The organism is Bifidobacterium sp. 2450 (assembly GCF_041900695.1).
Lineage (GTDB): Bacteria > Actinomycetota > Actinomycetes > Actinomycetales > Bifidobacteriaceae > Bifidobacterium > Bifidobacterium longum.
The window spans coordinates 82,256-97,375 of record NZ_JBHEEA010000003.1 but is presented as its reverse complement, the minus strand read 5'-3'; the positions used below and the strand labels follow the sequence as shown (position 1 = coordinate 97,375).

The window sequence follows — 15,120 nt, the reverse complement described above, 5'->3', positions numbered from 1 at the left end:
CCCAACGTGTGGTCTCGTTGATGCAGTCTTCAGCATAGCCGTTCTTCACGACTGGTTGGACAACTCAGCGTTGCCTGCCGTTCACCTGCCGCTTGCGATCCATTGTTCGGTGGCCTGTTTGACCGCCTTTGCATAGATATCGCTATCCATGCTCGGGTGGATGCCGTCGGAGCCGAGCACCTGCGCGTTCGCGTTGGCTGTGGCATCCCAATCCACCAGCACCACATTGTCCGGATGTGCGGCCGCATAGTCGGCAAGCACCTGGTTGGTAGGTGGAATCCACGTACGGTCTCCATGGGCATTGACCAGTACCAGCACGCGGTCGGGGCCGATCATATTACGAATCTGGTCCAACTGATCGGGGGTGATTGCCGAATTGGTGCCAAGGCCGATCAGCACCCATTGCCGCAGATTGCCGGCGGACAGATCGTTGCCGATGAGTTCGGGGGCGACCATGATGGAGCGGGAAACGCTCGCGTCGGTCTGAATGCCGGGGAAGACTTCCGAAAGGCCCTGTGATGAGGCCAGCATCACCGAATCGCCTATGGCGGTAATCTGATCGCCGGTGGGCATCTCATGCTTGGGCTTGGGCGGTGCCGGCACGGCATGGCGCAGCAGCACGTGTTCGGTTTTCTGCATACGTTCCAGTTGTGCGGCCTGTTGCTCCAGCTGGATCTGCATGGCGGTTTTCGCAGGTGCATGAGCAATGCCCTGCGCGCAGCCGACCAACGACAGCACCAGGATAACGTCAACGGCAATAACCCGGGCCGCATGATTCTTCTTGTTCGTGCGAAGGGGCACCACGACGGATATCACCGAGTGCGTTGCCGCCGGTTTCTCCACCATCAGCCAGGAAATCATCACCGCAATGGCGGTGAGCAACGCGGTCATGATGAGAGGCCAAGGCCCTACTGCCTTGAAGATCTTCGGGGCAAGGGCGCTGGAAAGAATCCACAACGGCCAGTGCCACAGGTAGATGCCGTACGAATACTTGCCGAGGGAGGCCAATGGCTTGAACACCATGAGGCTTTGCATCCAGGAATCGTCGGAGATGGTACCGGCAATCAGCAGCACGGACAACAAGCTGGACAATATGATGCCACCGCGGAAGGCGAATGCATCCTGTTTGCCGATAACCGCCATGGTGACCAAGGCAATCAGGCTGAGGAACGCCAATACCGGTGCCGCCGCATTCCAGATGCGATGCTCCACGGGAATCCGAGGTAACAGAGCCCGATGTGCGGCGGCCGAAGCGCTCGAGCTAATGGTGCGGGGCATCGGCACAGCCCTCTGACGAGCGTGGCCCAACTGAGGAGCGGTGACCCACCAGGCGAGAGCCACACCCAGCATCAGGCCCATGCTGTGGGTATCGGTGCCGAAGTAGACGCGGGTGGGGTCGCCCTTGGGCACATACATCACCCACATGGCGATACTGCTGAACGCCGCGAGTCCCAGTGGGATGAGTGAGGGCAGTTTCGTCTGGCGGAGCTTCCACATCAGCCAGACGATGAACGGCACGATGACGTAGAACTGCATGAGCACGCCAATGAACCACAGATGGCGAAACACCTGCGGGTTCATTTGGTCGAAATAGCTTTGGCCTCCGGCAATGGCGTACCAGTTGTAGCAGCCCAGCAGCACGGTGATGACTTGGTCGCGGATGGAAACTAGAACGTCGTGATCGAACAGCCAGCCGACGGAGACGATGACCGGAATCAGCAGAAACAGCGCCGGATAGAGACGTACTGCACGCTTGGGAATATATCGCACGAGATTCAGCGATCCGGTTTTCGCCAGAGAACGGATCAAACTGACGGCAATCAGGAATCCAGAGACGGTGAAGAACACGTCGACTCCGTAGAATCCGCCTGGCAGCCGTTGCTGCATGCAGTGGTACAGCACAATGGCTATCAGCGCCAGTCCTTTAATACCGTCTAAACCCACGAACCGCTTCACGGATAATCCTTCTCTCGCCGTAGTGCTGATGGTATTCCCCGTTCTCTCTAACAAACAGAAAACAAGCCCAGCATGGCCGAGGGGAGAGACAATGCGACAGCAGCGAATCGTCAGGCCGCATGCTGCATGATTACCGGCTTGACGATTCGCGGCATACCGCGCTTATCGGTGGCGCTTACCGGTGATACAGACTCACCCGTTCGTACTTCGGTTCGCAGCACACGTTGATGCCGAGTTTGCGATACAGCGCCTCGTCCGTGGATGAGATGATAACGGAGAAGAAGGCGTCGGCGCCGTGCAGCAGTTCGAGGCCGTCGATGACGCGCTTGGCCACCGGGTCCGTCGCGCTGGTGATGGACAGCGCGATGAGCGTCTCGTCGGAGTGCAGACGGCGGTTCGTGCTGTTGAGGTGCTCCGTCTTGAGACGGCAGATCGGTTCGATGGCCGCGTCGTGGATGACGGGCAGCTCCAGGTCGACGCCCGCCTTCTTCATGATGGAACGGAGTCGTTCGATCTGCTCCTCGCCGTTGCCGGTGCGCTTGAGGTTCACGCAGGCGGTGAAGTAGCGGCGCACGATTTCCAGACGCGCGGCATCGCGGCAGGCATCGTCGTCCACAATGGCGTATCCGGCCATGTTGACGCCCATATCGGTGGGGCTCTGATAGGGGCTTTCGCCCATGATGCGCTCCATCATGGCCTTGAGCACGGGGAATGCTTCGACGTCGCGGTTGTGGTTGATGGTGGTCTCGCCGTGCGCCTCCAGATGGAACGGGTCGATGATGTTCGTGTCGTCGAGGTCGGCGGTGGCGGCCTCGTACGCGATGTTCACGGGATGGTTCAGCGGAAGATTCCAGATGGGGAACGTCTCGTATTTGGCGTAGCCGGCGTTGATGCCGCGCTTGTGCTCGTGGTAGAGCTGGCTCAGGCAGGTGGCGAGCTTGCCGGAGCCCGGGCCAGGCGCGGTGACCACGACGAGCGGTCGGGTGGTCTCGATGTACTCGTTCCTGCCGTATCCGTCGTCTGAAACGATGTGTTCGATATCGTGCGGGTATCCGGCGATCGGGTAGTGCAGGCGGCAGGTGACGCCGAGTTGCTCGAGGCGGTGGCGGTAGGCGTCGGCGGCGGGCTGCCCGGCGTACTGGGTGAGAACCACGGTTCCCACGTGGAAGCCTCGCGAGCGGAAGACGTCGATGAGGCGCAGCACGTCCTCGTCGTAGGGGATACCGAGGTCGCCGCGGGTCTTGCCCTGCTGGATGTGGTTGGCGTTGATCGCGATGACGATCTCCACGTCCGCGGCCATGCTCTCGAGCATGCGGAACTTGGTGTCCGGCTCGAAGCCGGGCAGCACGCGCGAGGCGTGGTAGTCGTCGAAGAGCTTGCCTCCGAATTCCAGATACAGCTTGCCTCCGAACTGGTCGATGCGCCTCCTGATGTTGGCGGCCTGCAGTTCGATGTATTTGTCGTTGTCGAATCCCTGTCGCATGTGGTCCGGCAGACCTTTCCGAAACGGCGTCGTAAACGGGAAGATTATACGCGAATGCCCGGGGCTACACGCGTGGCTCCAAGCATTGCTTCAACTGTAGAATCCGTTTTTCAATCTCTCGAATGACCTCGACGAAGACTTGATCTTCGCTTCCGGTCGGATCTTCTAATCCCCAGTTATCGTCAAATGCTCTACCAATGAAAGGACAGTCTACATTGCACCCCATGGAGATTGCAATATCAGGGGCAGGAATATCCGAGATCAGTTTGGAATACTGGGTTTTCTCCATGTCAATCCCGTACAGTTCTTTCATAATGCGGACAGCATCCTGATTGATTTGCGGTTTTGTTTCCGTTCCTGCGGAATAGCTTTCAAACACATCGGAAGCCAAGTGCTTTCCCAGGGCCTCGGCAATCTGACTGCGGCAGGAATTATGGACACAGATAAATGCCACCTTTTTCTTACTCATATTTGAACCAGTCTTTCGTCTTATTTGCGTTTTTTTACAAGGAACAGCATCACGGGAACTTCTGTCAGCACACCCACAGTCGTTGCCAGTGCCGCAGGGGAAGTCGTTCCAAACAAGGCGATTGCAACAGCAACAGCCAGTTCAAAGAAGTTGGAAGCCCCAATCATTCCGGCGGGAGCAGCAATCTTGTAGGGCAACTTCAAAACCCGGCAAGCGATATACGCAATCGCAAAAAACAGGAAGGTCTGTAAAATCAGCGGTACCGCAATCAAAACAATGTGCAGAGGTTTTTCCAGAATGGTATTGCCTTGGAACGAGAAAATCATCACCAGCATCAGCGATAAGCCAATGGTAGTTGCACTGTCAAACATACGGATGAAAGTCTCCTCAAAGTACACTGCCCCTTCCGCTTGATGACAGCCGAACGGGTCAGCATACCGCCAGCCAGAGGAATCACCACAAACAGTACCACAGAGAGAATCAGGGTATCCCACGGAACGGGAACATTGGAAACGCCCAGCAAAAACTTTACAATCGGGACGAAAGCTACCAGAATTATCAAGTCATTGGTGGCCACCTGAACGACAGTGTAAGCTGGATCGCCCTTGGTCAGACTGCTCCGCACAAACACCATAGCGGTACAGGGAGCAGCACCCAACAGAACCGCACCTGCCAGATATTCCGTTGCCAGTTCCGGCGTAATAAAGCCTTTGAAAATGACAAAGAAGAACAGGCTTGCGATGCCGTACATGGTGAATGGCTTAATCAGCCAGTTTGTAACCCATGTGACAAAAACGGGGGTGCGGTAGTTTTTTGGCAGGCGACGATTGCCGTTTCGAGGTGGTGCCGTTTCCTCCTCGGATCACAGTCCAAGAAAACGGCACCACCTCGCCTACCCAAAAAGCGCTCTTCATTTACTCCCACAACGGTTCAACAACGAACCACCACCCACGAAAACAGCAATAGCGCCTAAAACAGCAAAGAAGAAGCCTCCGTCCCAACGCGGGAACGGAGGCTCGATTACCGTATTTGCTCACCGATGCCGCTGGTGGCTTTGTCATGAGTCGCATACGAAACGAAACTCAGCGGTACACCACGGCACTCAAAAGAGCAGGTCAAAGCCCTATCGGCTTACTCCCATTCGATGGTCGCCGGCGGCTTGGAGGTGCAGTCGAGGACGACTCGGTTGATCTGGCGGCATTCGTTGGTGATGCGCGTGGAGATCGTGGCGAGCACGTCGTAGGGCAGACGCGACCAGTCGGCGGTCATGGCGTCCTCCGAGCTGACCGGGCGCAGGACGATCGGCGAGCCGTAGGTGCGCTCGTCGCCCTGCACGCCGACGGAGTGGACGTCGGCGAGCAGCACGACGGGGCACTGCCAGATGTCGCGGTCGAGGCCGGCGCGGGTGAGCTCCTCGCGGGCGATGGCGTCGGCCTCGCGCAGCACGGCGAGGCGTTCGCGCGTGATCTCGCCGACGATGCGGATGCCGAGGCCCGGGCCCGGGAACGGCTGGCGCCAGACGATCTCGTCGGGCAGGCCGAGCTCGGTGCCGATGGCGCGCACCTCGTCCTTGAAGAGGGTGCGCAGCGGCTCGACGAGTTCGAACTTGAGATCCTCGGGCAGGCCGCCGACGTTGTGGTGGCTCTTGATGTTGGCCGCGCCGTCGCCGCCGCCGGATTCGACGACGTCCGGGTAGAGCGTGCCCTGCACGAGGAACTTGACCTCCTTGCCGCGGGCGCCGGCCTCTTCGAGGACCTGGCGCTGGGCCTTCTCGAAGGTGCGGATGAACTTCTCGCCGATGATCTTGCGCTTGCGCTCCGGCTCGGAGACGCCTGCGAGGGCGTCGAGGAAGTCGTCGGCGGCGTCGACGGTGATGAGGCGGATGCCGGTCGCGGCGACGAAGTCGTGCTTGACCTGCTCGACTTCGCCCTTGCGCAGCAGGCCGTGGTCCACGAACACGCAGGTGAGCTGGTCACCGATGGCCTTGTGCACGAGGGCGGCGGCCACGGCGGAGTCAACGCCGCCGGACAGGCCGCAGATCACCTCGGCGTCGCCGACCTGCTCGCGGATCTTCTTGACTTGATCCTCGATAATCGAGGAGGCGTCCCAGTCGTTGGGCAGCGCGGCGCAACGGTGCAGGAAGTTTTCGATAAGCTTCTGGCCAAGCGGGGAGTGCTTGACTTCCGGGTGCCACTGCACACCATAGAGCTTGCGGGATTCGTCCGCCATGGCGGCCACGGGCGCGCCTTCGGTGTGGGCCAGCACTTCGAAGCCGGCCGGGGCCTGTTCGACCGCCACACCGTGGCTCATCCACGTGGTCTGCTCGGCGGGGGAGTCGGCGAGGATGCCGTCGGCGTCGCCGATGGTGGCTGAGGTCTTGCCGTATTCGCCGAGAGCGGCCTTATCCACCTTGCCGCCGAGCTCATAGGCCATGACCTGGAAGCCGTAGCAGATACCAAGCACCGGAACACCGGATTCGAATACCTTAGTGTCTATGGTCGGCGCGCTGGGCTCGAACACGGAGGCCGGGCCGCCGGACAGAATAATCGCCTTCGGATCCTTGGCTAGGATCTCGTCAACCGGCATGGAATGAGGGACCAGCTCGGAGTACACGCCTGCTTCGCGCACGCGGCGGGCGATGAGCTGGGCGTACTGGGCGCCGAAGTCGACGACAAGCACAGGACCGTTTGCCATTGATATTCCCCTAACGTTCATTGGAATTTTACGTGGGCTGAACACCCCTGATTATCACCGGTCAAGGCGACAAGGCCGACACGCGGAGACTATGTGCGTAAATCGAACAAACTACATGCCTGTAGTCGGACAACACGCCGATTTCGAACATGGGAAATCGAACGTGCGCTGTTCTAGCCAAATGCTGAATTTCCGCATGCTTCCGCCGTTTTGAAAAAGTTAGCTGAAAAAACTAATGTTGACAAACGGTCAGTCGAACCGCACAAATACTGAAATATCCGCAACAATTTCGAACACACCCGCAAGAAATCGTTCAAAAGTCGCGTTGTCCTCGTACCATGACGATTGATTGGGAACGGAAAACCTTGGCACCGCAAGGGTCAGGGACCGTGACCGAACAGAAATAATCAATCGCACGATCACGTGCAGGAGTACAGGAGTACACATGACGAGTCCTGTTATTGGCACCCCTTGGAAGAAGCTCAACGCTCCGGTTTCCGAGGAAGCCCTCGAAGGCGTTGACAAGTACTGGCGCGTTGCCAACTACCTTTCCATCGGCCAGATTTATATGCGTTCCAACCCGCTGATGAAGGAGCCCTTCACCCGCGAAGATGTGAAGCACCGTCTGGTGGGCCACTGGGGCACTACCCCTGGCCTGAACTTCCTCATCGGCCACATCAACCGTTTCATTGCTGACCACGGCCAGAACACCGTGATCATCATGGGCCCGGGCCACGGTGGCCCGGCCGGTACCTCCCAGTCCTACCTGGACGGCACCTACACCGAGACCTTCCCGAAGATCACCAAGGACGAAGCTGGTCTGCAGAAGTTCTTCCGTCAGTTCTCTTACCCGGGCGGTATTCCGTCCCACTTCGCTCCGGAGACCCCGGGCTCCATCCACGAGGGTGGTGAGCTGGGTTACGCTCTGTCCCACGCTTACGGCGCCATCATGGACAACCCGAGCCTGTTCGTCCCGGCCATCGTCGGCGACGGCGAGGCTGAGACCGGCCCGCTGGCTACCGGTTGGCAGTCCAACAAGCTCGTGAACCCGCGCACCGACGGTATCGTGCTGCCGATCCTGCACCTCAACGGCTACAAGATCGCCAACCCGACCATCCTGTCCCGCATCTCCGACGAAGAGCTCCACGAGTTCTTCCACGGCATGGGGTACGAGCCCTACGAGTTCGTCGCTGGCTTCGATGATGAGGACCACATGTCCATCCACCGTCGCTTCGCCGAGCTGTGGGAGACCATCTGGGACGAGATCTGCGACATCAAGGCCACCGCTCAGACCGACAACGTGCACCGTCCGTTCTACCCGATGCTGATCTTCCGCACCCCGAAGGGCTGGACCTGCCCGAAGTACATCGACGGCAAGAAGACCGAGGGCTCTTGGCGTTCCCACCAGGTGCCGCTGGCTTCCGCCCGCGACACCGAGGCCCACTTCGAGGTTCTCAAGAACTGGCTCGAGTCCTACAAGCCGGAAGAGCTGTTCGACGCCAACGGCGCTGTCAAGGACGACGTCCTTGCCTTCATGCCGAAGGGCGAGCTGCGTATCGGTGCCAACCCGAACGCCAACGGTGGTGTGATCCGCAACGACCTGAAGCTGCCGAACCTCGAAGACTACGAGGTCAAGGAAGTGGCTGAGTACGGTCACGGCTGGGGCCAGCTCGAGGCCACCCGTACCCTGGGTGTCTACACTCGCGACATCATCAAGAACAACCCGCGCGACTTCCGCATCTTCGGACCGGATGAGACCGCTTCCAACCGTCTGCAGGCTTCCTACGAAGTCACCAACAAGCAGTGGGATGCCGGCTACATCTCCGACGAGGTCGACGAGCACATGCACGTCTCCGGCCAGGTCGTTGAGCAGCTGTCCGAGCACCAGATGGAAGGCTTCCTCGAGGCCTACCTGCTGACCGGTCGTCACGGCATCTGGAGCTCCTACGAGTCCTTCGTCCACGTGATCGACTCCATGCTGAACCAGCACGCCAAGTGGCTTGAGGCTACCGTCCGCGAGATTCCGTGGCGCAAGCCGATCGCCTCCATGAACCTGCTGGTCTCCTCCCACGTTTGGCGTCAGGACCACAACGGCTTCTCCCACCAGGACCCGGGTGTCACCTCCGTCCTGCTGAACAAGTGCTTCCACAACGACCACGTCATCGGCATCTACTTCGCCACCGATGCGAACATGCTGCTGGCCATCGCCGAGAAGTGCTACAAGTCCACCAACAAGATCAACGCCATCATCGCTGGTAAGCAGCCTGCTGCCACCTGGCTGACCCTGGACGAGGCTCGTGCCGAGCTCGAGAAGGGTGCCGCCGCCTGGGATTGGGCTTCCACCGCCAAGAACAACGATGAGGCCGAGGTCGTGCTTGCCGCCGCCGGCGATGTCCCGACTCAGGAGATCATGGCTGCTTCCGACAGGCTGAAGGAACTGGGCGTCAAGTTCAAGGTTGTGAACGTTGCCGACCTGCTCTCCCTGCAGTCCGCCAAGGAGAACGACGAGGCTCTGACCGACGAGGAGTTCGCCGACATCTTCACCGCCGACAAGCCGGTGCTGTTCGCGTACCACTCCTACGCTCACGACGTGCGTGGCCTGATCTACGACCGTCCGAACCACGACAACTTCAACGTCCACGGCTACGAGGAGGAGGGCTCCACCACCACCCCGTACGACATGGTTCGTGTCAACCGCATCGACCGCTACGAGCTGACCGCTGAGGCTCTGCGCATGATCGACGCCGACAAGTACGCCGACAAGATCGACGAGCTCGAGAAGTTCCGTGATGAGGCCTTCCAGTTCGCCGTCGACAACGGCTACGACCACCCGGACTACACCGACTGGGTGTACTCCGGCGTGAACACCGACAAGAAGGGTGCCGTCACCGCTACCGCCGCTACCGCTGGCGACAACGAGTGATAACACCTCCACGGTGTTGTTAGTTCGCTAACACCAAAGGGCTCGGGATTCGTCCCGAGCCCTTTGCTTATTCATAAGCCCTGTCACGGCGGGGCAGAACAAAGCGAACTGTTGTGATGTTTTAATCGCGTAGCACCCCGAAATGCAGCAGGGCATTGCGCACACCGTCGTGGTCCACATCGTCAGTGATGTAGTCGGCGGCGGCCTTGGGCTCGGCGGCCGCATTGCCCATCGCGATCCCGATGCCGGCGTAGGCGAGCATATCCGTGTCATTGCCGCCATCGCCGAAGGCCATGGTCTGCTCGCGCGTGATGCCGTAATGCGCCATGAACCGCTGGATGCCGCGCGGCTTGCCACCATCGGCCGGAATCAGATCCGTGAAATCCGGATGCCAACGCACCCCGCGCACATTGCTGCACAGTCCCACCAGTTCGGCCTCCAACTCGGGCCTGACAAAGGGACTGATCTGGAAAGTCTCATGATCCAGCGCGCGGGTGCGTGGGTCCTCAAAATACCGGGTCGGTGCGGTTTTGCCCAGTTTGCTCCACGTGGCGCGAAGCAGATCATTGGACTGGTTGAAGTACACGTAATCCTTCTCACCGAAATTGCACACCACATCGGGGTGACGGTCCAGCCAGTCGAGAATCACCTCAATATCAGCAGTATCCAAGGCCTGCGAGGCAAAGAAGCCGGTGTCATCAAAGCAATACTGCCCATTGAACGCCACCACGCCATCGAACGTCACCGGCATGGTATCCAGCACCACGTGCATCTGTGAAGGCGCTCGGCCCGTGCAAATCAGCACCTTGACGTCTGCGGCCTGCAGCCGGTGAATCGCCTCGATTGTGGAATCCGGCACCGTATGGGTCGTGAAACTGGTGAGCGTGCCATCGATATCGAAGAATACGGCTCGGATATCGGCATTGGCGGTATCGGTAGTCATAGTTTCCATTGTCAAAGCCCCTCTCGACGTGCTTTCCGGCGTGTTCGGCACGCCTATAGCGGGTTATCAAACGCACGAATCCCGGACATTGCATGCGCGCCATAAAAGACACCTATATGGCAATCGGCCATTTCCGCCACTTTCGCGGTTCAAGCGCGTTATGGTGTTACCCGACATCGGTTTTGGAGAGAGGAAATCCAATGACCGCAGCAACCCAGCCGGCAACTCCGGCCGCTCCTAACAATAACGAGCCGGTGCGTGTGAACCACACCGCCCGCAACGTCATCATCACCATCGTGGTCGTGGCGATTATCGCCGTGGCCGCGTTCTTCGGCTACCGCGCGTTTGCCGGTGCCAACGAGTCGTCCGCCAAGGGCAGCAAGGGCAACCCGGTCAAGATCGGCGTGGTCGGCGCTACCAACCCCGAATGGGTCAAGTTCAAGCAGGACGCCGAGAAGGCCGGCATCTACGTCGACATCGTCGACTTCCAGGACTACACCTCCGAAAACCCGGCCCTTGACTCCGGCGAGCTGGACCTCAACGAATTCCAGCACCTGCTCTACTTGGCCAACTACAACGTGAGCAACAAGAAGGACCTGCAGCCCATCGGCGGCACCGCCATCTACCCGCTCGGCGTGTACTCCACCAAGGTCAAGGACATCAAGGACCTGAAGCAGGGCGACACCGTCACCATTCCGAACGACGAAACCAACCAGGCTCGCGCTATCGGCGTGCTCAAGGCCGCCGGTCTCGTGACGCTCAAGGGCGACTGGACCGCCTTCTCCACCCCGGCCGACATCAACGAAGCCAAGAGCAAGGTCAAGGTCACCCCGCTCAAGGCCGAACAGGTGGCCACCACCCTGAAGGACCCGACCATCGCCGCTGGTGTGATCAACAACGACTACGTGGCCGACGCCGGTCTCGACCCGAAGGACGCCATCTACCAGGATGACGCCGAATCCGAAGAAGCTCGCCCCTACATCAACGTGTGGGTGGCCCGCAAGGCGGACGTGAACAACGAGACCTACAAGAAGCTCGTTTCCATCTACCAGCAGAAAGATGTGCTCGACGCCCTGCAGGAGAACTCCGGCGGTACCGCGGTGTTCGCCGACAAGTTCAGCGCCAGCGAGCTGCAAGGCTTCCTGTCCGACATTGAGAAGGACGCCAAAGCCCAGCAGTGAGCCGTGCTGATACGAGTGCACGACTAACCTATCCATAGCCATTACCACCAAGCGGAACGAGTACCCGAGCCAACAATCGGGATTCGCTCCGCTTCCGTGACCGGACACCAACAACCAGCATCAGGGAGCACTATGAGCGACCCCATCATCACCTTCGACCATGTCGTGAAGGAATTCAAAACACGCGGACGCGGCGCGAACATCGCACGAGCCGTGGATGACGTCAGCCTGACCATCGATCGCGGCGACATCTTCGGCATCATCGGCTATTCCGGTGCAGGCAAATCCACACTGGTCCGGCTTATCAACGCGCTCGAACGACCCACCTCCGGCACTGTGACCGTGCTTGGCACTGATATCACCTCTCTGAGTGAGACCAAGCTGCGGCCCATCCGCCAGAAAATCGGCATGATTTTCCAGCAGTTCAACCTGTTCTCCACCAAAACCGTGGCCCAGAACATCGCCTACCCGCTGCAACTCGATCACTGGCGCAAGGACTATCAGGATCGTCGTGTCAACGAACTCCTTGAATTCGTGGGCCTCAGTGAGCACGCAAACAAATACCCTTCGCAGCTGTCCGGCGGCCAGAAGCAGCGCGTCGGCATCGCCCGCGCACTGGCCACTAATCCGGAGATTCTGCTCGCCGACGAAGCCACCAGCGCGCTCGATCCGGAAACCACCACCGAAGTGCTGGCCTTGCTCAAGCGTGTGAACGAGGAATTCGGCATCACCATTGTGCTTATCACCCATCAGATGAACGTGGTCCAGCAGATTGCCGGCCGCGTGGCCGTAATGAGCGCCGGACGCGTGGTCGAATCCGGCGACGTATACGACGTGTTCGCTGCACCCCAGCAGCCGGTGACCAAGCGATTCATCGCCACCGCATTGTCTGGCCTGCCCGAGGAAGACCGGGTCGAGCGATTGCATCACGAATGGTCGGGCCGCATTGTCACCGTGCTTATCCGCCAAAAGGACGTTTCCGGCACCCAAGGCCATGAACTCAAGGCATCCGGACAGAATATCTCCGGACTCATCGCCAAATACGGCGTTGAATCCAGCCTGCTCTACGGCGGTATCGACACGGTCAAAGGTACCGCCATCGGTGCCATCACCTACGAATTCAACGGGCCCGGCTGGCATGTGGACGAATTCCTGCGCGAGCTCGCCGTCAATAGCGACGTCATCGACTTCGGCACCGCCGCAAAGCCTGTGGCTTACGCCGACGCGGTCGCTGGACACGCCGCCTACGCCGAAGACCGATCCTATGACCCGCTGGCGGCCGATACTGCCTCTGTATCCACCGCGCCCGCTGTATCCGCCGCCGCACATGAAGGAGACAACGCATGATCATCCTCGCCAACCCGCGTAGCGACTGGAACGTGCTGCGCCCGCTACTGTTCGAATCCATTGGCCAGACCCTGACCATGGTGCTCGTCACCCTCGTCATCGGCGGATTCCTCGGCCTGATCCTCGGCGTGGTGCTCTATGGCACCCGCCCCGGCAACCTGTTCGAGAACGCGGTCGTCTACCGCATCCTTGACATCATCGTCAACATCGTGCGCCCGATTCCGTTCATCATTTTCCTGGCAGCCATGCAGCCGCTCACCATCGTCGTGGTCGGCACGTCCATCGGCACCGTGGCCGCCATCTTCCCGATGGTGGTCATGTGCACCTTCGCCACTTCTCGTCTGGTCGAGCAGAATCTCGTGCCGGTCGACCCGGGAGTAATCGAGGCCGCGCGTTCGATGGGTGCCGGCAAGCTCACCATCATCCGCACCGTGCTCATCCCCGAAGCCCTGGCACCGCTGATCCTGGCCTACGCCTTCCTGTTCATCGGCGTGCTCGACATGTCTGCCATGGCCGGCTACATCGGCGGTGGCGGTCTCGGTAACTTCGCCATCGCCTACGGCTACCAGAAGTTCGACCAGACCGTCACCTGGACGGCCGTGATCATCATGATCGTACTGGTCCAGGTGGTGCAGGGCATCGCCAACGCCATCGCCAAACGACTGCTCAAACGCCAGCAATAACAAGGCATACTGACCCCATAGATAGCGGCCCTCGCCAATATGGAGCGAGGGCCGCAATATATTCTTCGCGCTACTAGAATCGGGAACCATGAGTGAACATATCGACATCGACCACGAACTCATCACCATCCGCCACTACCTGCACGCCCATCCGGAGCGTAGTTTCCGTGAATTCGGCACCAGCATCTATCTGACCGACCAGCTCAAGGCGCACGGCATCGAGATCTTGCACAATCCGCTGGAGACTGGTGTTGTGGGGCTCATTCAGGGCGAGGCCGGTCCCGGGCCGCGTATCGGGCTGCGCGCTGACATCGACGGCCTGCCCATCGTGGAAGACTCCGGACTGGAGTTCAGCTCCGTCAATGGAGGCGTGATGCACGGCTGCGGCCACGACCTGCACATGACCGGTCTGCTCGGTGCCGCCTTCTGGCTCGCCGAGCACCGTGACAAGTTCGCCGGCTCAATCAAGATTCTGTTCCAGCCGAGTGAGGAGACCGGCCAAGGCGCTCGCGCCATGATCGACGCCGGACTCGTGGATGACGTCGAAGCCATTATCGGTACGCACAACAACCCCAACTATGCGCCCGGCCAGCTGGCCATCGGCGTTGAGCCGATGATGGCCGGCTGCGTGAAATTCCGCGTGACCCTCCACGCCCAAGGCACCCACGCCGGCTACCCGTACAAGGGCACCGGGCCCATCGAAGCACTCGCCAGTATTATTCTGAGCCTGCAGACCATCGTGAGCCGCAACGTCACGCCCTTCCACCCGCTGGTGCTGTCCGTTACCGAAGTGCACGGCGGCCATGTGTGGAACGTGGTGCCCGCCGAAGCCGGATTCCAAGGGACTGTGCGCTATTTCCACAAGTCGGATGGCAATCTGGTCGGCCGCCGATTCAAGGAAGTGGTGGAACACACCGCCGAGGCATACGGCATCAGCGCCGACGTGGTCTGGGATGACTTTCAAGACCCGCTGGTCTCCGATCCAGGTCTTGCCAAGGCCGTGGCGGCGGATGTCAACGACTACGCGCAGCTCGAACCGATACGTCAGTCGATGGCGGGGGAGGACTTCTGCGAATTCGCCAAGGTGACGTTGCCGGTGTTCGCGTTCGTCGGGTCAAACGGCCAGGAAGGTTGCGCCGACTGGCATAGCCCGCATTTCGTGGGTCTCGACGAATCCATTCCCACCTTCGTCAACTTCTACGTCAACACCGCTCTGCGCGTGCTCAACGAGCTGAGGTAAATCCTTTTCTGGCTCCCCTCTGGAGGCTGAGGCGTTAGGCAGACAGCCCAGTGGGCTGTCTGTAGCCGAAGGTGAGGCGACAGCCGAACCAGATATGCGCGGGCCTCGCCCGTCCATAAGTGCAGGACGAGCTATCAGCGAAGCTGACTGAAGGGAGTGGCATTCGTTCATTAGGTCGATTCGTCGTTCATTAGGTCGGTG

Annotated in this window: 10 protein-coding genes and 1 pseudogene; 5 read left to right on the top strand and 6 right to left on the bottom strand. The window is 59.8% G+C overall.

Features of this window, described 5'->3' with window-relative positions; all coding sequences use genetic code 11:
* Positions 1–81: 81 nt before the first annotated feature.
* The 5 genes and pseudogenes from ACEUKI_RS01525 to guaA all read right to left on the bottom strand — a co-directional run bounded on the left by ACEUKI_RS01525 (position 82) and on the right by guaA (position 6,602).
* The gene (locus ACEUKI_RS01525) at positions 82–1,956 is read right to left on the bottom strand and encodes an acyltransferase family protein (RefSeq protein WP_374156411.1); all 1,875 of its coding nucleotides are present in this window, start codon (positions 1,954–1,956) and stop codon (positions 82–84) included.
* A gap of 175 nt (positions 1,957–2,131) precedes the next feature.
* The gene (locus tag ACEUKI_RS01520) at positions 2,132–3,439 is read right to left on the bottom strand and encodes a DUF1846 domain-containing protein (RefSeq protein WP_374156410.1); all 1,308 of its coding nucleotides are present in this window, start codon (positions 3,437–3,439) and stop codon (positions 2,132–2,134) included.
* 64 nt (positions 3,440–3,503) lie between these two features.
* Positions 3,504–3,908, bottom strand: coding sequence for an arsenate reductase ArsC (locus ACEUKI_RS01515; RefSeq protein ID WP_115770282.1), 405 nt, complete (start codon positions 3,906–3,908; stop codon positions 3,504–3,506).
* Positions 3,901–4,704 (bottom strand): annotated as a pseudogene (locus ACEUKI_RS01510) (arsenic resistance protein); the annotation flags it as partial. The gene ACEUKI_RS01515 and the pseudogene ACEUKI_RS01510, both read right to left, overlap by 8 nt.
* A gap of 335 nt (positions 4,705–5,039) precedes the next feature.
* Positions 5,040–6,602 (bottom strand): glutamine-hydrolyzing GMP synthase, encoded by a 1,563-nt coding sequence (gene guaA, locus ACEUKI_RS01505; protein ID WP_374156409.1) that lies wholly within the window; start codon positions 6,600–6,602, stop codon positions 5,040–5,042.
* A gap of 445 nt (positions 6,603–7,047) precedes the next feature.
* On the opposite strand from guaA, the gene ACEUKI_RS01500 reads away from it, so the two are divergent.
* Positions 7,048–9,525, top strand: a complete 2,478-nt coding sequence (locus ACEUKI_RS01500) for a phosphoketolase (RefSeq protein WP_080784974.1) — start codon at positions 7,048–7,050, stop codon at positions 9,523–9,525.
* A 121-nt stretch (positions 9,526–9,646) separates the two neighbouring features.
* Here the strand turns inward: ACEUKI_RS01500 and ACEUKI_RS01495 are convergent, their stop codons facing one another.
* Positions 9,647–10,468 carry a Cof-type HAD-IIB family hydrolase gene (locus ACEUKI_RS01495; RefSeq protein WP_374156408.1) on the bottom strand — a complete coding sequence of 274 codons (822 nt, stop codon included), beginning with the start codon at positions 10,466–10,468 and terminating at the stop codon, positions 9,647–9,649.
* 200 nt (positions 10,469–10,668) lie between these two features.
* On the opposite strand from ACEUKI_RS01495, the gene ACEUKI_RS01490 reads away from it, so the two are divergent.
* From ACEUKI_RS01490 to ACEUKI_RS01475, 4 genes are all read left to right on the top strand, one after another.
* On the top strand, positions 10,669–11,649 hold the full coding sequence (locus ACEUKI_RS01490) for a MetQ/NlpA family ABC transporter substrate-binding protein (protein WP_080784972.1): 981 nt from the start codon (positions 10,669–10,671) through the stop codon (positions 11,647–11,649).
* A 132-nt stretch (positions 11,650–11,781) separates the two neighbouring features.
* Positions 11,782–12,996, top strand: coding sequence for a methionine ABC transporter ATP-binding protein (locus tag ACEUKI_RS01485; protein WP_115770285.1), 1,215 nt, complete (start codon positions 11,782–11,784; stop codon positions 12,994–12,996).
* Positions 12,993–13,679 (top strand): methionine ABC transporter permease, encoded by a 687-nt coding sequence (locus tag ACEUKI_RS01480; protein ID WP_007052047.1) that lies wholly within the window; start codon positions 12,993–12,995, stop codon positions 13,677–13,679. Before ACEUKI_RS01485 ends, ACEUKI_RS01480 begins: the two co-directional genes overlap by 4 nt.
* 88 nt (positions 13,680–13,767) lie before the next feature.
* Positions 13,768–14,919 carry a M20 family metallopeptidase gene (locus ACEUKI_RS01475; protein ID WP_115770287.1) on the top strand — a complete coding sequence of 384 codons (1,152 nt, stop codon included), beginning with the start codon at positions 13,768–13,770 and terminating at the stop codon, positions 14,917–14,919.
* Positions 14,920–15,120: the final 201 nt, after the last annotated feature.